Source organism: Vibrio sp. dhg (genome assembly GCF_003443775.1).
Taxonomy (GTDB): Bacteria; Pseudomonadota; Gammaproteobacteria; order Enterobacterales; family Vibrionaceae; genus Vibrio; species Vibrio natriegens.
Genome location: NZ_CP028944.1, coordinates 217619 through 235957, shown reverse-complemented (window position 1 = coordinate 235957; position 18339 = coordinate 217619). Strand labels below are relative to the sequence as shown.

Below are 18339 nucleotides of genomic sequence, written 5' to 3'. Positions count from 1 at the left end.
CGAAATATGGAAGAAAAACAAGAGTGCTACTCCATTTCCGAAAAAACGTATCAGGAGATGATCGACCACACGCGTGTTTTAGCATTAGAAGAAAGAGGCATCGTGCAATGCGGCATCGCAACATGCAGAGATTTCTTTTCGGTGTATAGGAAAAACCAAAAAAAGCACATGCTGCTCTATACCGTGCGTGGAAAAGGTTGGCTAGAAAGCAAAGAATGCCGCTATGAACTAGAACCAGGTTCTCTGGTTATCGTTCCCGCAGGCGTTGAAAACGGATTTGGTATGGAAGACGAAACGTGGCAGATAGCGTGGATCTTTCTTTCACAACACACAGACTGGTCAATGATAGGTGATGAAATTAGTTACCAGTTCACATCTGCATCAGAAGTCATGTACGCGTGTATTCAAACACTTTTACGCAGTATCAACTTACCGATAGACTATGGTTGTAAGGTAGGCGCTCACAGCGTCGCTCAACTGGAATTGATGCTAAACATGCCGCAGTCCGAATCTGTTTCCCGTAATCTATTGAAGTTGCGCCGTGTATTTGATCTTGTCCAAAGACAACTACATAAAGAGTGGACCGTAGAGCAATTAGCGGCCCTGTATCCTTGTTCAGAAGCTCATTTCTATCGAGTTACGCAGCAGCAATTTGGACGAAGTCCGATGGCTCATTTAACGCGTATGAGAATGGAATACGCGGCCAGGTTATTACGCTCCACAGAATGGCCGATTCAGCACATTGGTGAGATTGTCGGTTATCCAACCAGCGCAAACTTCAGTACACGGTTTCGAACTTGGTCCGGTATGACACCGAGAGAGTTCAGACAAAATGGGCATCTTGAGATAGATATCGAGTAGTGCTTTGCTTTCTTTGTAACCAACCGAGTGCACAAAGCACCATTGCATACAGGATTTTGTCCTATAATTGACGAAATTCGTAAAAAATCATTTCGCCATTTCAAATGATAATGTTACCGTGAAGTCCGTACTTGAATTTCAAAGGGTTGTGACTTTCATGTTTTCTAATCTACCAACTCCCGTATTAGATCCTATTTTATCTTTATCCGTTGCATACCGCGGCGATGAACGTCCAAACAAGGTTGACCTTGGTATTGGCGTGTACAAAAACAGCGCTGGTGAAACGCCAATCATGAAAGCCATTCAGATGGCGCAAGACGTTGTTGTAAAAACTCAAAAAACCAAAGCTTACGTTGGCCTTGCTGGCTGCGAAGAGTTTAACCAAAGCATGGTTGATCTTTTGTTATCCGGAACCTCCGCAATGGATCGTGTTGCGGCAATTCAAACTCCAGGGGCGAGTGGTGCTTTGCGTATGTTGGGTGACTTAATGAAAGTTGCACAACCAGATACGACCGTATGGATTTCTAATCCAAGTTACGTGAACCACAAACCGGTGATGGAAGCTGCAGGTCTGAAGGTAAGGTTCTACCATTACTTCTCTCCAGAAACCAAGCAAGTTGATACCGCTAAAATGCTCGACGATTTGTCAAAAGCTGGCCCTTCTGATGTCGTGCTACTCCACGGTTGTTGCCACAATCCAACGGGTGCAGATATCGACTTCGCCGCTTGGCAAGCAATTACAGAGCTATCGCAGCAGAATGGTTTCACCCCTTTTGTTGATATTGCCTACCAGGGCTTTGGCGATGGTCTGGAAGAAGATGCGAAAGGCCTTCGCTTTATGGCAGATAACGTTGAAGAGATGCTAATCACGACGTCTTGCTCGAAGAATTTTGGTCTTTACCGTGAACGTACAGGTGCTGCGATTGTCGTCGGTAAAAATACTCAAGATGTCACTAACGCGAAAGGTAAGCTATTAACGTTGGCTCGTTCTACTTACACTATGCCGCCAGATCATGGTGCTGCACTGGTCAAAACGATCCTTCAAGACGCGAACCTAACCTCAGTTTGGAAGCAAGAACTGAGCGAAATGCAGCAGCGTTTGGTTAGCCTTCGTCAAAACTTGTGTAACGAATTGAGAAATAACCATAATACAGATCAATTTGACTTCATTGAGAGTCACAAAGGCATGTTTACTGTGCTAGGCTTTACTGAAAAGCAAATGGCGCACTTGCGTGAAGATTATGGCATTTATGGTGTTGGAGATGGCCGCATTAATATTGCCGGTCTGACCGAAACACATATTCCTTACGTAGCTGACGCGATAAATAAAGTCTCTCAACTTTAATTCGGAGTGTGGATGAAAAACTGGAAACTGATTCTGCCGCTTATGATGAGCGGTAGTTTAATTGCTTGTACGTCAACGCAAACGACGACGGAGCCTGTTGAGCCAGAAACGCCTGAAATAGAGCAACCTGTCGTGGTAGAACCAGAAGTTAAACCAGAGGTTGAGCCAAAGCCAGAAGTAGAACCAAAACCGGAAATAAAGCCAGAGCCGAAACCTGAGCCAAAACCAGAAAAGCCAGTTAAGGTACAAAAAACGCCTGACGGTATGCTTATTCTCGGCTCGGAAGAGTGGGTTTATGCACCGGGCATTGATGAAACGTTTAAAGCACGTGTAGATACTGGCGCAACGACATCGTCAATCAGCGCGTTAGATATCGTACCATTTGAACGCGATGGTAAAGACTGGGTTCAGTTCAAAATCGACCTTGGCGATAAGGCGAGTAAAGAATTTAAAGCACCAGTAGAGCGTTGGGCTAAGGTAAAACAGTCCTCATCGGACGAAGTCAATAAACGAGCTGTTGTAATGGCTTACATTCAGGTTGGTGATTACAAAGAGAAAACGGAATTTACATTGGCTGAAAGAGGCCACATGAAGTTCCCAATGCTTTTGGGAAGAAGCTTCTTCAGAGATATTGCTGTTGTCGATGTATCGAAAAAATACGTTCAAGACAAACCTAGCAAGAAATAGTAACAGTACTAAAACTGAAATGGCCTCCACTTATGGAGGCCATTTTTTATGCTGGTTTGGCTTACTTAGAATCCAAAGCGGGCAGACATCACGAGTTGTTGTCCGTAAACCCCGTTATTTTTGAAATCGGCACCAAGTGACAATTGCTGAGTCGAATGGAATCGAGCTCCCAAATTGTAAACGGTGTGGGAATCATCGTTGTCCATTAATTGGCCTAAACGCGCGTGAAACTCAACGTTTTGCATCAGCCAAACACGAGTACCAACATTGACTTCTGCGTGCCACTCATCGCCGACTTTGTCACTGCTGTTTTTCTTAATATTGTGCAGCAGCATCTGGCCATAAATATCAGCAAATTGTCCAGCAGGGCCATTGAAGCCAATACCACCTGCGACATCCCAGTCACCACTGAACTCGCTATCAGCGCGACCAATGAAGTGGGTGTTTTCAGTAAAGTAGCTTGTAAATTCGCCACCAAAGGTTCCTGGGCTGGTGCCCATACGGACTTCCAACGTATTGTAGTTAAAATTATTGGCATAAGAGGAAAGTGGCAGTATCGCGCACAAACCAAAGGCCGTAACCTTTAGCGCTTTACCTAGCATGGTAACTCCAGACAAGATCATTAAAATTACACAGAGCAAAGCAAAAACCAGACCATAAATGATAATAGTGTCACTTTTAACAAGTATCGCCTCTTTCAACCCGCGAGCGACTATTTACAACCCTCTGTCCAGACAGGAAAAGTGGAACTATTGTGACGATAAACTTTGATATTCGGTTCATTTGCTTGAGTAACCTGCAACGATAACGTTATGATTGCTCATCTATTTCTTCTCTTACGAATATTCATGAAATCAGCAATCCCTTCTTTAATGGTTCAAGGCACCACATCGGATGCCGGAAAAAGTGTACTTGTGGCAGGTTTATGCCGTGTATTAGCGAGAAGAGGGATTAAAGTTGCCCCTTTTAAGCCGCAAAATATGGCGCTTAACAGCGCGGTCACCAAAGATGGCGGTGAGATAGGGCGCGCTCAGGAAGTTCAGGCGCAAGCTTGCAATATCGAATCCACTGTTCATATGAACCCGGTGCTTATAAAACCAAACAGCGATACGGGTGCGCAAATCATTCTGCAAGGCAAAGCGTTGTCTGATATGGATGCTGCGGGATTTCATGACTACAAAAAAGTTGCGATGAATACTGTACTTGATTCCTTTTCGCGACTGACCCAAGAGTACGACTCGATTATGATTGAGGGAGCAGGCAGCCCGGCAGAGATTAACCTGCGAGAAGGGGATATTGCCAATATGGGATTTGCAGAGGCGGCTGATGTCCCGGTGATTATTGTTGCTGATATCGATCGAGGCGGGGTTTTTGCTCACTTATACGGGACGTTAGCGTTACTTTCTGAATCAGAACAAGCGCGCGTAAAAGGTTTTGTCATTAACCGCTTCCGTGGTGACATTCGTTTGTTGCAATCAGGATTAGATTGGCTTGAAGAAAAAACCGGTAAGCCGGTCCTGGGAGTATTACCGTACCTTCATGGATTCAACCTTGAAGCCGAGGATGCGATCACTAATCAGCAAGAGTTAAACGCACAAGTCAAACTTAATGTTGTGGTACCGGTTTTAACCCGAATCAGCAATCATACCGATTTTGATGTCCTTCGTCTCAACCCCGACATTAACTTACGTTATGTGGGTAAAGGCGAGAAAATCGATAAAGCTGATTTGGTTATCTTACCCGGAACAAAGTCCGTCAGAGATGATTTAGCGTACTTAAGAAGTCAGGGCTGGGACAAGGATATATTGCGCCATATTCGTCTGGGTGGAAAAGTCATTGGTATTTGTGGCGGCTATCAGATGCTAGGTAAAACCATTGATGATCCAGAGGGTGTTGAAAGTGCAGCGGGTACAAGTGAAGGCTTTGGGCTACTTGACGTTCACACGGTCCTTACCGGTAGTAAGCAACTGACAAAAACACAAGCTGTCGTTTGCCTAAATGGTAAACGTGCGACCGCAAAAGGCTACGAAATTCATGTTGGCCGAAGCGAAGTGACAGGCGTTCAGCCACTTGAACTCACCAATGGTGTTTTTGATGGCGCGTTAAGTGAATGTGGCCAAATTATGGGAACCTATTTACACGGTTTCTTTGATGAAGTGGAAGTGTTAAATCTCATTGCCGAGTGGGTAAATGGCTCTCAAATTAAGCAACAAAATTTTGAAGAGATTAAAGAGCTTGGGATTAATCGTATTGCAGATGCGATAGAGCAACACATGAACTTAGATTTTTTATTCAAATAAAACACTCAGTTGATGAACGTAATATCAGTCTAAAGCTTGTCTCGTAAAGGAGCCTATTAATGAAAATATGGAAAACACATGTTTGCTTAACGGCATTGTTAAGCGTTGTTTTTTCTGCCCATGCCGCAGCCGATCTCAAAGTGTACGCTGCGTCCTCTATGACCAATGCGATCAACGAAATTAGCGAAAATTTCTCAGGCAAGTTCGATGTAACCGTCACACCAGTTTACGGTGGTTCCTCGTCTATTGCTCGTCAGATAATGAACGGAGCTCCCGCCGATGTTTTCATTTCAGCAAATACCAAGTGGATGGACTATCTTGTGGATGAAAAGGTCATCTTACGTGACAATGTCACCAATTTGGTGGGGAATAGTCTGGTCTTGATTGCTCCCATGCCGTCTAACACGAAGAGTTTTAATTTTTCAGATAGTAACGCGTGGCTAGCTGCGTTGAATGATGGACGTCTTGCACTGGGCAATCCGACATCTGTACCTGTGGGGATGTACGCTAAAGAATCACTGACTACACTGGACGTATGGAAAAATATTGAATCTAAAGTTGCTCCTGCCAAGAATGTTCGACTCGCGTTAGCTCTTGTAGAGCGTGGAGAAGCGCCATTGGGCATTGTGTACAAAACCGACGCGTTGCTGACAGACAAAGTAACAATAGTAGACGAGTTCTCGAGCGACACGCACTCTGTCATTGTCTATCCGGCGGCAATGATCAGTGACTCAACGGAATCGAAGCAGTTTTTCCAATACCTGAGTACAGATGAAGCCAAAGCGGTCTTTGTCAAATACGGTTTCAGTAATAAGGAATAAGCGTGACTGAACTGGAATACCAAGCCTTAATCTTAAGTCTCAAAGTAGGCGCGTTCGCGGTACTTTGGCTTATCCCTTTAGGGGTTTTACTGGCGTGGTTACTTTCTCGTAAAACCTTTTTTGGCAAGTCTGTCCTCGATAGCCTGATTCATTTGCCTTTGGTCTTGCCACCAGTTGTTATTGGTTATTTGCTACTGCTATCCCTTGGACGGCAGGGCTTCATTGGCAGTTGGTTGTATGAACATTTTGGCTTGGTATTTAGCTTTGATTGGAAAGGAGCGGTTGTCGCTTGTATTGTAGTCGCGTTGCCTCTTATGGTTCGCTCTGTTCGTTTAAGCCTGGAAAGTGTCGACCCCAAACTAGAACATGCCGCTTCGACGCTTGGTGCCTCTCCATTTAAAGTATTTATGACGATTACGTTGCCGCTCACAATCCCCGGAATAATCACCGGAACGATGTTGTCGTTCGCACGCAGCTTAGGTGAGTTTGGCGCAACCATCAGTTTTGTGTCCAATATCCCTGGCGAAACGCAAACCATACCACTCGCAATGTACAACTTTATAGAAACGCCCGGGGCAGAGATGCAAGCGGCGCGTCTTTGTATCATTTCTATCGCGCTTGCGTTATCGACGTTAATGGCCTCTGAGTGGATGAACCGGAAAGCGGCTCGTCGATTAGGAGCGAAGCAATGAGCATTAAAGTTCAATTTAAACAATTGCTTGGTGAAAGTGATTTTGATGTCGATCTTGAGTTACCGTGTCACGGAATTAGTGCATTATTTGGGCGTTCTGGTGCAGGTAAGACAACGCTCATTAATGTAATCAGTGGATTGGTCACGCCGACACAAGGTAAAGTCAGTATTGGCGAACACGTCTTATTTGATAGTGATAAGGCAATAAACTTACCGACGCACAAGCGAAAGATTGGTTATGTTTTTCAGGACTCACGCCTATTCCCACACTATTCAGTACAAGGGAATTTAATGTATGGCGTCAAAGAGAAGGATACTAAGTACTTTGATGAAGTGACTGAGCTTCTCTCTATTAAGCCACTTCTGAAGCGTTTCCCAGTGTCGCTCTCTGGCGGCGAAAAGCAACGAGTGGCGATAGCGCGTGCATTGTTGTCTAAGCCTGATTTGTTGTTGATGGACGAACCATTAGCATCACTGGATATGCCCAGAAAACGAGAAGTCATGCCGTTTCTGGAGGACCTATCTGAAAAAGTGAACATACCAATTGTGTATGTGACTCACAGCTTGCAAGAAATCATTAGATTGGCTCAAAATTTAGCAATCATTGAGAACGGCAGTATCGTGACATCAGGCAAGCTGGAAGAGGTCTGGGCTTCTCACGCAATGAGACCGTGGCAGTCATTCTCAGAACACAGTAGCTTGTTTGAAGGAAAAATCGCCGCTCATCATGAGCACTATGCGCTGACGTCTGTGGAACTTGGCCAAAACGCTTCGCTCTGGGTACAAAAGATTGAGGGCGAGCCAGGTACGCCAATTCGACTTCAAGTGCGCGCTAGCGATGTCTCTATTGCTTTGGAGCGTCCGGTAGCCACGTCGATTCGAAATGTTTTGCCTGCGACTGTCCAATCAATCGAACAGGTGAATGTCGGAGAAGATAAGCAAAGCATTACCGTCTCTTTGCAACTGGATGAGAATTGCTGCTTGTGGGCAAAAATTACCCCTTGGGCTCTTGATGACCTCAACTTAAAGCCTGGTGACGCAGTCTATGCGCAAGTCAAAGGGGTGAGTGTGACTCAACGCGATATTGCCTTTGCACCACACGCTTAAAAAGACTGATGCAAAGGTGACATAACTAAAAAGGGCTGCACAATGCAGCCCTTTATTCACTTCGTAAGTCAGCTTTACTTCGCAAATACTTCTTTGAATTCACGTTTTAGTAGAGGGTCACGACGCGCTTTTTTCATTTGTTTAACCATGTCTTTCACGCAGTTGTGAAGAACATTGTCTAGTAGCTGCGCTCGGTACTCTTCTTTATCTTCATCTGTCATGTTTTCTGGCAGATTTAGAGTTGGGAACTCTTCCATTACGTTAATGCCAGCGAATGCTTGGCCTACTGAAACTAGAGCATGGAACTGTTCAAAGTTATCCAGAATGTTTTGAGCACTTGCTGGCATTTCGTCCCAAGACGCGCGAACGGCTTCTTCTGACACTTCATGGATAGAGGTAACCATTTCGAACATTTGCTCTGGAACTTCGTCGAATTCAATAACTTTACGTAGTTCAGGAGAAATGGTTTCTAGATCGATTTTTTTGCTTTCGGTGTTAGTTGCTTCTGACATGCTGTGTCTCTCATTACAAAAAGGCGGGAATAGTAATATCAAATGTTTCAAATATCTACCATTATAGTCTTTTGATTACGCGACAATTAAACAAAAATATAGCACTTAAGAGCTGGCACGATGCAACGAAGCGTTGAATATGATATATGGTTAAGAAAGAGAAAGTAAGATAGTGGAATACCTTATGCAGCCTAAAGGGACATCAATGCGCATTCTACTGGTTGACGATGTTCAATTAGACAGAATGCAATTGGCTATTCGTTTGAAACAACTGGGGCATATCGTTAAGACAGTAGGCAGTGGTGCTGAAGCATTAAATATTTATGAGAGTTTCGACCCCGAATTGGTCTTGCTCGATATCTCTATGCCAGAAATGAACGGTTTCGAGCTTTCATTATCAATCAGAGAAGCTTTTCCTGACTGGATTCCCATCATCTTCCTTAGTAGCCATGAAGAACCTGAAATTATTGCTAAAGCGATAGAAGCAGGCGGTGATGATTATCTTATTAAGCCCGTTGATAAACTCGTTCTAAACTCCAAGCTCATCGCCATGCAGCGTATTGCTCACATGAGACGTGAGTTAAAACAAGCGACAGCGCAGCTAGAAAAAGTGAATCAACTTCTAACCCAGCAGGCGAACGAGGACGGGTTAACGAAACTTTATAATCGCAGATACATTGACCAAAAGCTTGAATCTTTGGTTGCGTGGCACGGCCGCCGCCATATGCCAATGGCGATGATTTTGTTAGATGTCGACTTTTTTAAAGCGTTTAACGATAACTATGGCCACATAGAAGGGGATCGATGCTTGCAGGCGATCGCAAGTCAACTTAAAGCGACCTTTTGCCGTTCTGGAGAGTATGTTGGCCGTTATGGCGGAGAGGAGTTTGTGGTACTGCTAAGCACTACTGATGGACAAATGGCAGAAAGAGAAGCCGAGCGTATCCAGGAAGTGATTACTTTTCTTGACTATCCTCATCAGTATTCAAGCATTTCAAGTAGAGTGACAGTGTCACAAGGTGTGTTTGCTTTTCAGGCTACGGGCAAAGAAAAAAAAGCAGATTTGTATGAAATCGTCGATCGAGCACTCTACACATCAAAATCTAGAGGTCGCGATACACATACTTTAGTCAATCAAAATTGACTCTGATCCTGCATCCCCCTGACTTGAGTGACGTTGTCACAAAATAACCCCTTTAAACAATCGATTGGTAATAGCGCTTTAAGGTGAGGTACAAGTTGAGTGATAGATAATCACGAAGCACGTGACCTGAACTCATTCCTGAAACATTTTATACAATTTCTGCCAGAGTCTTTTGCTTGATACAAGGCTTCATCTGCGAGTGAGAGAACCTCTTCTGGATCTGAAGCGTCTCGGCTATCAGCAACGCCAATACTCACCGTAATTGATACCGACCGTCTTTTAGCTCCGTGTCCACGATTTAATTGGCCTTGCTTATTGTCGTCTGGACGAGATGCTGAATCGCGCAAGACCATTTTATAATTCGCTATTGATTTATGGACTTCCGCTAATTCTTTTAAACAGTCTTCAGAGTACTTACCTTTAAATAGGATAGTGAACTCTTCACCACCAAAACGATACGCCTTAGCTCCACCGCGTGTTTTCATTAGCAACGTTGCGACAAGTTTAAGTACATTGTCGCCAGTATCATGTCCGTATGTATCATTAAAATTCTTAAAGTGATCAACATCTAACATTGCGATGGTGTACTTACCATCCATATCTTTAAAATCAAGATCGAGTGCCCGGCGGCTGGGGATAAGAGTCAAGCTGTCAGTAAAGGCAAGATGATGGCTTGCACTAGTTGAATACACAATCATAAGCAAGCCTGCCAGAGTAAACATAGTGCTTGATATGTATTGAACATCGAAAAAGATAAAGGTCGTCGAAGCTAAAGCCATCGCAGAGTAGGTCATGGCGTGGATGATTTTGTTGGTTCTTAATACCAAAATTCCCAGAAAGCCGACGATGCCAAGACAGTATAAGACGAGAATAAACGGGAGCTTGGAAATACTAGGTATGATGAACAAAATACCGTTTGTCCAATCCTCAAACCGGCCTTTAATGTGGAATCTCAGTGTAATGTAAGACCACAACAAAAAGATCGCCAACATCAACACATAGACAAACATGGCTTTTGAGTTTGCACCGTCTTTACTGAATAGAAACACGGCCAGAAAAGAAATCGGCAGCAATGTTGCTAGCATCGTTAACTCAATCAGCGCCGTTCCACTAGTGAGGGGCACCTGAAGCCGCTGTTGGATAATAAAGTAAGCCACTAGCATTGAGAGGCAGACCATAGACTCCCGCCCTTGCTTAAAGGAATAGCAAAGCAGCAGGGCACAACCCAACAGTATGTAAGGTAAATTCGCGGCTATTCCCCAGTTTGACTTAGTCATCTGAATAATACTATTCATGCCGGATATCGCGAGTCCCAACAGTATTATTGGGAAAACGAATTTAAAGCCTGATGATGTCATTAAAGATGAGGACATTTGAAAAAATTGCCTACAAAATTAGTTAAATACATAAAAAGGTCACAATACGCATCTAGTTGATATTATCATTGTAGATTATATGCTTTCAGTATCTTAGCAATTTTCCATAATAAGTACACAATAAAGTGGTTAAGTACCAGTTATGGGAGATAGAGCAACATTTATAAAAGCCGCCAAATCAACGCATTACTACCGCTGACTATGACTATACTTGTTTTATATCAGACAAAGGAGAGTCACTATGCACATCAGTTCCGAAGTACATAACTATATGGAAACCTTCGTCGGTCAAATCCTCTGTACAAACAGATACAACGGGCAGTTTGACAGTAATCAGTTGGCTGATATCGCTTGCTTAGCTTTGATACAACTTAAACCCCTCTACATTCGACACGACATCGACTTTCTCTCTTCGCTACCTGAACGCAAGCTTAACCAGCTTAAACAAAGCGCTGAGATAGCGGTTGAGAACGCAGTCGTTATGCTCCAAAACGATAGACGAAAAAATCGTAACAATGATCTGCCTGTTATTTTTTCACATACCCGTTATGATGAGCACAAAGAGCTGGATTGGTATGAAAAACCAATTCTTAAGTAAACATAGGTTATGAATGCTCAACACCGTATCTATGCTATGTAAGTATAGAAGTTGTGTTGGCCCAAGGAGGAATTGTGGGATTCTTTTCTCGTTTGTTTGGCGGTAGTGAGAAATCTGTCGAAGTAAAAACCGTAGAGCCAGTGGAATACAAAGGCTTTCAGATATACCAGGAAAGCGTTGCTGAAGGCGGTCAATTTCGTATTGCTGGCCGAATAGAAAAAGAGATTGATGGGGAGATAAAGACTCATCGTTTCATTCGTTCAGACTTGTTGGGTTCGGAACAAGATGCCAACGAGCTGATGTTGAAGAAATCACACATGTTCATCGATCAAATGGGTGACAAGATCTTCGATTAACAAATCACTGTAATTTGATGCGAATCATCTTAATAAGAGCCATTAGTATATATGCTGATGGCTCTTTCTTTTTTTAAGGCTTAAATACCTGTTAATTAAGGAGTTAGTGATGCTCTGGTTGGACCTCCTGTCTAGGGGCGATATTTTTCGTATTTATTGAGTTCAAATAGAGAAAATTTGATTACTTAAGGTTATATGTAATGAAATTTAGTGTTTATATAACAAAACACTTGCAGTCACAGCACGCCTTAGATACAAAAAGAATATAACAGGGCTGTTGAACAAGATATGACGATGCAAATAGGTGGGCCCAAACATCGGTGTTTTATTTGTATTTATCTTGTGTAGTTAAACAGAAAGAAATAAAAAAGAATTAGAGTAGAGCACGGCTCTTTTTTTTGGGACTAATTAATTGATATGTATACAAGGAGTATGCGTTTTGCAAATCGGTGTACCTAGAGAGATACTCGCGGGTGAATCGCGAGTAGCTGCATCACCAAAGTCGGTTGAGCAGTTAATTAAGTTGGGGTTCGATGTCGCGATCGAATCTCAGGCGGGGGTGCTAGCGAGTTTCGATGATGCCGCTTATGAAGCTGCAGGTGCGAAAATCGTTTCTAGTGACGAAGTTTGGACATCAGGTCTGATTCTTAAAGTAAATGCGCCACTCGTAGATGAAGAAAAAGGCATCGACGAAATTGCATTACTACAAGATGGTGCAACTCTGATTAGCTTTATTTGGCCTGCACAAAATGCAGAGCTAATGGAGCAGCTTTCAAGTAAGAACATTAATGTTCTGGCGATGGATTCGGTTCCTCGTATTTCTCGTGCTCAAGCATTAGACGCACTGTCTTCAATGGCGAACATCGCTGGTTACCGTGCAGTCGTTGAGGCCGCTCACGAGTTTGGCCGTTTCTTTACCGGTCAAATTACGGCAGCAGGTAAAGTGCCACCAGCTAAAGTTCTTGTGGCTGGTGCTGGTGTTGCGGGTTTGGCTGCGATCGGTGCTGCAGGTAGCCTCGGGGCGATTGTACGTTCATTTGACGTACGTCCTGAAGTAAAAGAGCAAGTTGAATCGATGGGCGCCGAATTCCTGACTGTGGACTTCCAAGAGGACTCAGGCTCTGGTGATGGCTACGCGAAAGAAATGTCTGATGACTTCAACAAGAAAGCGGCTGAGCTATACGCTGAGCAAGCGAAAGACGTTGATATCATCATCACGACGGCTCTGATTCCTGGCAAACCTGCACCGAAGCTGATCACTAAAGAAATGGTCGACAGCATGAAAGCGGGTAGCGTGATTGTAGACTTGGCAGCTGCAAACGGCGGTAACTGTGAATACACAGTGAAAGATCAAGTTATCATGACTGACAACGGCGTTAAAGTTGTTGGTTACACCGACATGGTAGGCCGTTTGCCAACGCAATCTTCTCAGCTTTACGCAACAAACCTTGTGAACCTTCTAAAACTTCTTTGTAAAGAGAAAGACGGCAACATCAATATCGACTTCGAAGACGTTGTACTTCGTGGCGTGACTGTCGTGAAAGAAGGCGAAATCACTTGGCCAGCGCCACCTATTCAAGTTTCTGCTCAACCTCAGGCTAAGCAAGAACCAGTGGTTAAGAAAGAGCCAAAAGTTGAAGAGCCAACTTCGCCTACGAAAAAACTTATTGGTTTAGTGGCAGCTGTTGGTGCTTTTGCATGGGTTGCTTCGGTTGCGCCTGCGGCGTTCCTTTCACACTTTACGGTATTCGTATTAGCGTGTGTTGTAGGTTACTACGTTGTTTGGAACGTGACTCATGCACTGCATACCCCGCTTATGTCGGTAACTAACGCTATCTCGGGCATTATTGTTGTGGGTGCGTTACTGCAAATTGGACAAGGTAATGGGGTCGTATCCTTCCTTTCGTTCATCGCCGTGTTGATTGCAAGTATCAACATATTCGGTGGTTTCACCGTCACCAAGCGTATGCTTGAAATGTTCCGCAAAGATAAATAAGGAGTCACAATGTCTGCAGGATTAGTACAAGCAGCTTACATTGTTGCTGCATTATTTTTCATCATGAGTTTGGCGGGGCTTTCTAAGCAAGAGTCTGCGCGAAATGGTAACTACTACGGCATCGCAGGTATGACGATCGCGCTGATCGCGACGATCTTTAGCCCGGATGCTCAAGGTTTTGGCTGGATCATTATCGCGATGGCGATCGGTGGTGCAATCGGTATTTTCTACGCTAAGAAAGTAGAGATGACCGAGATGCCAGAACTGGTTGCGATTCTTCACAGCTTCGTAGGTTTGGCTGCGGTTCTGGTTGGTTACAATAGCTACCTGGATGCTCCTGAAGCGGCAACGCACGCGGAACACGTTATCCACCTTGTTGAAGTATTCCTTGGTGTGTTTATCGGTGCAGTAACCTTTACTGGTTCTATTGTTGCATTTGGTAAGTTACGTGGCGTGATTTCTTCTTCACCGCTTAACCTTCCTCATAAGCATAAAATGAATCTGGCTGCGATTGTTGTGTCTACGCTACTTATGATTTACTTCGTAAAAGTAGACGGCAGCATGTTCGCTCTTATCGTAATGACACTGATTGCATTCGCGTTTGGTTATCATTTGGTAGCATCAATCGGTGGTGCGGATATGCCAGTAGTCGTTTCAATGCTGAACTCTTACTCTGGTTGGGCAGCGGCAGCAGCAGGTTTCATGCTTGCAAACGACCTATTGATCGTAACAGGTGCTTTGGTTGGTTCTTCAGGTGCGATTCTGTCATACATCATGTGTAAAGCGATGAACCGCTCTTTCATTAGCGTTATCGCTGGTGGCTTTGGTCAAGAGATCATCATTTCTAGTGATGAAGAGCAGGGCGAACACCGCGAAACTAACGCCGAAGAAGTGGCTGAAATGCTGAAGAACTCAAAATCAGTCATCATCACTCCGGGATACGGTATGGCAGTAGCGCAAGCTCAATACCCTGTGCATGAAATCACGGATGCACTTCGCTCACAAGGTGTTGAAGTTCGTTTTGGTATTCACCCTGTAGCGGGTCGTCTTCCAGGTCACATGAACGTATTGCTGGCAGAAGCGAAAGTTCCTTATGATATCGTTCTTGAAATGGACGAAATCAATGATGACTTCCCAGAGACCGATACCGTACTTGTTATTGGTGCTAACGATACAGTGAACCCAGCAGCGCTGGAAGATCCAAACAGCCCAATTGCAGGCATGCCTGTTCTGGAAGTTTGGAATGCGAAAAACGTAGTGGTATTCAAGCGTTCAATGAATACTGGTTACGCCGGCGTACAAAACCCGTTGTTCTTTAAAGAAAATACGTCAATGCTATTTGGCGATGCTAAAGAAAGCGTAGAAAATATTTTTAAAGCGTTATAATCCTAAACTGCTTTAAAATTACTCAGGGCCAGCAATCGCTGGCCCTTTTTTGTTCTGGTTCAATGTTATAGTAATGCAAATCCTGTAGTTACCTGATGTCAATTGATTCTAGATTGCTGTATAGTTTGGCGTAATCTAATAAGTAACGGTAACAGTTTGATTAACAAGATTTTGCTCGGTTTAGCATCTATCGTGCCGGTTTTTTCGGCAACTGCAGCAGCCGATTCATTACCAGAGAGAATAGATACGTTTACAGAGCTATTTAACTACGAAGTAGCTCTTAAGTCGTATGATATTCGTATTCTGCAATCAAATTATCCTACTAAGTTACTTGCGCCTGATTCATTACTTCCGCAAACGTCAGACTATCCGCTGAAGGACATACAGCAGCTTTATAGTTTAGATAAGACTTGTCGTGGTAAACTGCCGCTCAGCCCATTGATTACTGAACCTCTAGTGTTTACTCGAGCTATCTGTAAAGGCACAGAGCTTACTCCACGCTGGTTTTCTCGTAGTGGACTCATTCATCCAGGTGGGGGCACTTACGCTGCTCGCTATGTCGATAAGCATCCCGATCTTAGACCAAAGCTCGCTCAATACATGCATATTAAGGAGCGCGGTAACGAAGAGGGTGATGAGTTACTCGAAAGCTTGCAAAACATGAACGATGACGCCATAAATGCATTGATCGCCGGAGCAAGCATGTTCATTGAAGGTGATGAGCTGTGGTTACGTCGAGGCGATCGCTATTTTGTGTTCGAAAGAGAGTTATGGCAGGAAAACGTCGCGAATGCAGGTTTGTCCTATTCACTTGCGTCAGAAAACAAAAGCTGTTTCGTAAAACGAGGCAATATTTGCTGGGACGTTGAAGATCATTCACAGATTCTTCGTATCAGTATGATTGTTTTGGTCATCGCGAACATACTTCTCGTGATCGGATGGGCGGTATACCGCTGGAACAGTAAGCGAGAAGAATTGCGCAGCCGTATGTTGGTATTGCAAATTTTAACTCATGAATTGAGAACGCCAATTGCGTCTCTGTCTATGACCGTTGAAGGGTTTCGTCGAGAATTTGAGCACTTACCAGAAAGTGTATATGACGAATTCCGCAGGCTGTGCGAAGATACACGTCGATTACGCCAATTAGCGGAGGCGAGTAAGGATTATTTGCAATCTGATAACCAAATGCTTGCAACGGACTGGGTTCCATCTGTTGTCGAATGGTTAGAATTTAAGATTGAAGAAGAATTTGATAATGCTGTACTTCTCAACGTAAATGAAGACGTAGCGGCTAAAGTTAACGTGTACTGGCTTGGTACCTGTATTGATAACTTGTTACGTAATGCACTTAAGTATGGCGTTCCACCGGTTGAACTTCATGTTCAAACGAGTGAAGATAAAATCGTTTTCCAAGTCCGTGATGCTGGTGACTTGACCGCTAAAGACTGGACTAATTTGAAAAAACCGTTCGTAAGTAAGAGCGGGTTAGGACTTGGACTAACAATCGTTGAATCTATGGTAGGCCGCATGGGCGGAAAAATGTCCCTTATAGGACCACCTACAACCTTTATATTGGAGATACCTTGTGAAACAGACACTGCTTCTCGTTGAGGACGATAAAAACTTGGCTGATGGCCTGTTAGTAAGCCTGGAACAAGCAGGATATGAGTGTTTACATGTGGAGCGTATTGCGGACGTTGAATCGCAATGGAAGAAAGCCGATTTAGTGATTCTCGATCGCCAGTTGCCTGATGGTGACTCTGTACAACATCTTCCTGAATGGAAAAATCTCAAGGATGTACCAGTTATTCTGCTGACTGCTCTTGTGACAGTAAAAGACAAAGTGGCAGGACTTGATTCAGGTGCAAACGACTACTTAACTAAACCTTTTGCAGAGGCTGAGTTATTCGCACGTATTCGTGCACAATTGCGTGCTCCAGATTCGGGAGAGCAAGACGGTGCAAGTTCAGATAAAGTGATCACAAAGGATTTGGAAATCGATCGCTCTACTCGTGAAGTTCTGTTTAAAGACGAGTTAATCACTCTGACACGTACAGAATTCGACTTACTATTGTTCTTAGCGTCTAATCTGGGCCGCGTATTTACTCGCGACGAGTTGCTTGACCATGTTTGGGGTTACAACCACTTCCCAACAACACGAACTGTTGATACGCATGTACTGCAGCTACGTCAGAAACTACCTGGTTTAGAAATTGAGACACTTCGTGGTGTCGGATACAAAATGAAAGCTTAAAGAATAATGAAAATACTACTCCCTGTAGTTTTGTCATTAGTGTTAGTGAAGCCAGTCCAAGCTATGGACTGGTTTCGAACTAATACGCCTCTAACTCAGGCTCATCAACATCTGCTTGAAGATGATCTTTCAGGAATGTTCAATACTTTAGTTGAACTATGGCAGACAGAACCCAGCCGCGATTTAACCTCACACTTAAACGATCTGCTTGGTCAGTCTTTGACTAAGGATTGTGGAAAATCACTGACGGCCGTCACTTTACCAGAGTGGGTAAGTGGCGTTAACGTCATACGCCAAACCATTCAAAGCCCAGGTCGCGATACGTTCCGTTTAGTCGTTAAAGTAAGAGCAACGACTGAAGTGGAACAAATCACATTCAAACGTTGGGTTGATAGCTCAATTTCAGCTGATAGCTCATTTGCTGTAGAAGAAACGCCAAATGGGGCTGAAATCGCGAACGAGCGCAGTTTTCTCAAGCGTTACAACCTAACTGGTCAACTTGAATCAGGTTTGTATCATTTAACCGTTGTTGCAAAAGATAAACCTGAGTATCGAACGTGGGTCATTTTGGGCGACTCTAACTCCAGTCAGTACGTTCGCTGGACGTCTAAAGAAAACTGGAAAGTTGAAAAGAGTGCGCTGAGAAATCCTCATTGTCCATTACCACAGCTTGAAGTGGGGCTTTATGACTACATCGAAGGCCAGTATGAACAAATGTGGAAAAAAACGTATGAGTCGAATTATCCTGAGTCACTAGAACTTGCTGGCGTACCGAATGATCGCTACGTTCTTGCGGTAAGCATTAATAGTCGCCGTTGGCAGGGTGACATCATTGTTGAGCAAGCTCAAACAATAAGCCGTACTTATGATCTTTCGCAAGAAGATTAACTAAAGAAATTACATTT

Annotated in this window: 18 protein-coding genes; 15 read left to right on the top strand and 3 right to left on the bottom strand. The window is 43.8% G+C overall.

Going from position 1 to position 18339, the window contains the following annotated elements; all coding sequences use genetic code 11:
• Nucleotides 1-6 precede the first annotated feature (6 nt).
• From DBX26_RS16755 to DBX26_RS16745, 3 genes are all read left to right on the top strand, one after another.
• Nucleotides 7-861: an AraC family transcriptional regulator gene (locus tag DBX26_RS16755; RefSeq protein ID WP_118120083.1), complete on the top strand. Its 855-nt coding sequence runs from the start codon at nucleotides 7-9 to the stop codon at nucleotides 859-861.
• Between the two features lie 157 nt (nucleotides 862-1018).
• The gene (locus tag DBX26_RS16750) at nucleotides 1019-2206 is read left to right on the top strand and encodes an amino acid aminotransferase (RefSeq protein ID WP_162889738.1); all 1188 of its coding nucleotides are present in this window, start codon (nucleotides 1019-1021) and stop codon (nucleotides 2204-2206) included.
• A 12-nt stretch (nucleotides 2207-2218) separates the two neighbouring features.
• Nucleotides 2219-2893, top strand: a complete 675-nt coding sequence (locus tag DBX26_RS16745) for a RimK/LysX family protein (protein WP_020334860.1) — start codon at nucleotides 2219-2221, stop codon at nucleotides 2891-2893.
• A 65-nt stretch (nucleotides 2894-2958) separates the two neighbouring features.
• Here the strand turns inward: DBX26_RS16745 and DBX26_RS16740 are convergent, their stop codons facing one another.
• Nucleotides 2959-3495 carry a hypothetical protein gene (locus DBX26_RS16740; protein ID WP_024372991.1) on the bottom strand — a complete coding sequence of 179 codons (537 nt, stop codon included), beginning with the start codon at nucleotides 3493-3495 and terminating at the stop codon, nucleotides 2959-2961.
• Nucleotides 3496-3741: 246 nt separating this feature from the next.
• On the opposite strand from DBX26_RS16740, the gene DBX26_RS16735 reads away from it, so the two are divergent.
• Genes DBX26_RS16735 through modC form a run of 4 tightly spaced genes read left to right on the top strand, consistent with a single transcriptional unit; the run spans nucleotide 3742 to nucleotide 7812 of the window.
• Nucleotides 3742-5193, top strand: coding sequence for a cobyric acid synthase (locus DBX26_RS16735; RefSeq protein WP_118120081.1), 1452 nt, complete (start codon nucleotides 3742-3744; stop codon nucleotides 5191-5193).
• A gap of 59 nt (nucleotides 5194-5252) precedes the next feature.
• The gene (gene modA / locus DBX26_RS16730) at nucleotides 5253-6014 is read left to right on the top strand and encodes a molybdate ABC transporter substrate-binding protein (protein WP_118120079.1); all 762 of its coding nucleotides are present in this window, start codon (nucleotides 5253-5255) and stop codon (nucleotides 6012-6014) included.
• A gap of 2 nt (nucleotides 6015-6016) precedes the next feature.
• Complete coding sequence (gene modB, locus DBX26_RS16725) at nucleotides 6017-6706, top strand: molybdate ABC transporter permease subunit (protein ID WP_065303587.1); 690 nt, start codon at nucleotides 6017-6019, stop codon at nucleotides 6704-6706.
• The gene (gene modC, locus DBX26_RS16720; RefSeq protein ID WP_118120078.1) at nucleotides 6703-7812 is read left to right on the top strand and encodes a molybdenum ABC transporter ATP-binding protein ModC; all 1110 of its coding nucleotides are present in this window, start codon (nucleotides 6703-6705) and stop codon (nucleotides 7810-7812) included. The genes modB and modC overlap by 4 nt, the downstream gene beginning before the upstream one ends.
• Nucleotides 7813-7886: 74 nt before the next feature.
• Here modC and DBX26_RS16715 read toward each other — a convergent pair whose 3' ends face one another.
• On the bottom strand, nucleotides 7887-8324 hold the full coding sequence (locus DBX26_RS16715; protein WP_014234213.1) for a DUF3069 domain-containing protein: 438 nt from the start codon (nucleotides 8322-8324) through the stop codon (nucleotides 7887-7889).
• A gap of 184 nt (nucleotides 8325-8508) precedes the next feature.
• Here DBX26_RS16715 and DBX26_RS16710 point away from each other — a divergent pair, with 184 nt between their 5' ends.
• Nucleotides 8509-9468, top strand: a complete 960-nt coding sequence (locus tag DBX26_RS16710) for a diguanylate cyclase (RefSeq protein WP_162889737.1) — start codon at nucleotides 8509-8511, stop codon at nucleotides 9466-9468.
• Nucleotides 9469-9578: 110 nt separating this feature from the next.
• On the opposite strand, the gene DBX26_RS16705 is transcribed toward DBX26_RS16710, so the two are convergent.
• Nucleotides 9579-10841 carry a GGDEF domain-containing protein gene (locus DBX26_RS16705; RefSeq protein WP_118120074.1) on the bottom strand — a complete coding sequence of 421 codons (1263 nt, stop codon included), beginning with the start codon at nucleotides 10839-10841 and terminating at the stop codon, nucleotides 9579-9581.
• 244 nt (nucleotides 10842-11085) lie between these two features.
• Here DBX26_RS16705 and DBX26_RS16700 point away from each other — a divergent pair, with 244 nt between their 5' ends.
• The 7 genes from DBX26_RS16700 to DBX26_RS16670 all read left to right on the top strand — a co-directional run bounded on the left by DBX26_RS16700 (nucleotide 11086) and on the right by DBX26_RS16670 (nucleotide 18322).
• Nucleotides 11086-11442: a late competence development ComFB family protein gene (locus tag DBX26_RS16700; protein ID WP_118120072.1), complete on the top strand. Its 357-nt coding sequence runs from the start codon at nucleotides 11086-11088 to the stop codon at nucleotides 11440-11442.
• Nucleotides 11443-11516: 74 nt separating this feature from the next.
• Nucleotides 11517-11798 (top strand): HlyU family transcriptional regulator, encoded by a 282-nt coding sequence (locus DBX26_RS16695; RefSeq protein ID WP_014234217.1) that lies wholly within the window; start codon nucleotides 11517-11519, stop codon nucleotides 11796-11798.
• 439 nt (nucleotides 11799-12237) lie between these two features.
• On the top strand, nucleotides 12238-13794 hold the full coding sequence (locus DBX26_RS16690; protein WP_020334871.1) for a Re/Si-specific NAD(P)(+) transhydrogenase subunit alpha: 1557 nt from the start codon (nucleotides 12238-12240) through the stop codon (nucleotides 13792-13794).
• Nucleotides 13795-13803: 9 nt separating this feature from the next.
• Nucleotides 13804-15180: a Re/Si-specific NAD(P)(+) transhydrogenase subunit beta gene (gene pntB / locus DBX26_RS16685; RefSeq protein ID WP_118120070.1), complete on the top strand. Its 1377-nt coding sequence runs from the start codon at nucleotides 13804-13806 to the stop codon at nucleotides 15178-15180.
• Between the two features lie 156 nt (nucleotides 15181-15336).
• The gene (gene vxrA / locus DBX26_RS16680; protein ID WP_118120068.1) at nucleotides 15337-16791 is read left to right on the top strand and encodes a sensor histidine kinase VxrA; all 1455 of its coding nucleotides are present in this window, start codon (nucleotides 15337-15339) and stop codon (nucleotides 16789-16791) included.
• Nucleotides 16766-17434, top strand: a complete 669-nt coding sequence (gene vxrB, locus DBX26_RS16675; protein ID WP_014234221.1) for a response regulator transcription factor VxrB — start codon at nucleotides 16766-16768, stop codon at nucleotides 17432-17434. The genes vxrA and vxrB overlap by 26 nt, the downstream gene beginning before the upstream one ends.
• A 6-nt stretch (nucleotides 17435-17440) precedes the next feature.
• On the top strand, nucleotides 17441-18322 hold the full coding sequence (locus tag DBX26_RS16670) for a DUF2861 family protein (RefSeq protein WP_014234222.1): 882 nt from the start codon (nucleotides 17441-17443) through the stop codon (nucleotides 18320-18322).
• The last annotated feature ends 17 nt before the right edge of the window (nucleotides 18323-18339 follow it).

Excerpts from the sequence above, each read along its gene's own strand:
- DBX26_RS16755 (WP_118120083.1), top strand. The coding sequence starts at position 7 with ATGGAAGAAAAACAAGAGTGCTACTCCATTTCCGAAAAAACGTATCAG.
- DBX26_RS16750 (WP_162889738.1), top strand. The coding sequence starts at position 1,019 with ATGTTTTCTAATCTACCAACTCCCGTATTAGATCCTATTTTATCTTTA.
- DBX26_RS16745 (WP_020334860.1), top strand. The coding sequence starts at position 2,219 with ATGAAAAACTGGAAACTGATTCTGCCGCTTATGATGAGCGGTAGTTTA.
- DBX26_RS16740 (WP_024372991.1), bottom strand. The coding sequence starts at position 3,495 with ATGCTAGGTAAAGCGCTAAAGGTTACGGCCTTTGGTTTGTGCGCGATA.
- DBX26_RS16735 (WP_118120081.1), top strand. The coding sequence starts at position 3,742 with ATGAAATCAGCAATCCCTTCTTTAATGGTTCAAGGCACCACATCGGAT.
- modA (WP_118120079.1), top strand. The coding sequence starts at position 5,253 with ATGAAAATATGGAAAACACATGTTTGCTTAACGGCATTGTTAAGCGTT.
- modC (WP_118120078.1), top strand. The coding sequence starts at position 6,703 with ATGAGCATTAAAGTTCAATTTAAACAATTGCTTGGTGAAAGTGATTTT.
- DBX26_RS16715 (WP_014234213.1), bottom strand. The coding sequence starts at position 8,324 with ATGTCAGAAGCAACTAACACCGAAAGCAAAAAAATCGATCTAGAAACC.
- DBX26_RS16710 (WP_162889737.1), top strand. The coding sequence starts at position 8,509 with ATGCAGCCTAAAGGGACATCAATGCGCATTCTACTGGTTGACGATGTT.
- DBX26_RS16705 (WP_118120074.1), bottom strand. The coding sequence starts at position 10,841 with ATGTCCTCATCTTTAATGACATCATCAGGCTTTAAATTCGTTTTCCCA.
- DBX26_RS16700 (WP_118120072.1), top strand. The coding sequence starts at position 11,086 with ATGCACATCAGTTCCGAAGTACATAACTATATGGAAACCTTCGTCGGT.
- pntB (WP_118120070.1), top strand. The coding sequence starts at position 13,804 with ATGTCTGCAGGATTAGTACAAGCAGCTTACATTGTTGCTGCATTATTT.
- DBX26_RS16670 (WP_014234222.1), top strand. The coding sequence starts at position 17,441 with ATGAAAATACTACTCCCTGTAGTTTTGTCATTAGTGTTAGTGAAGCCA.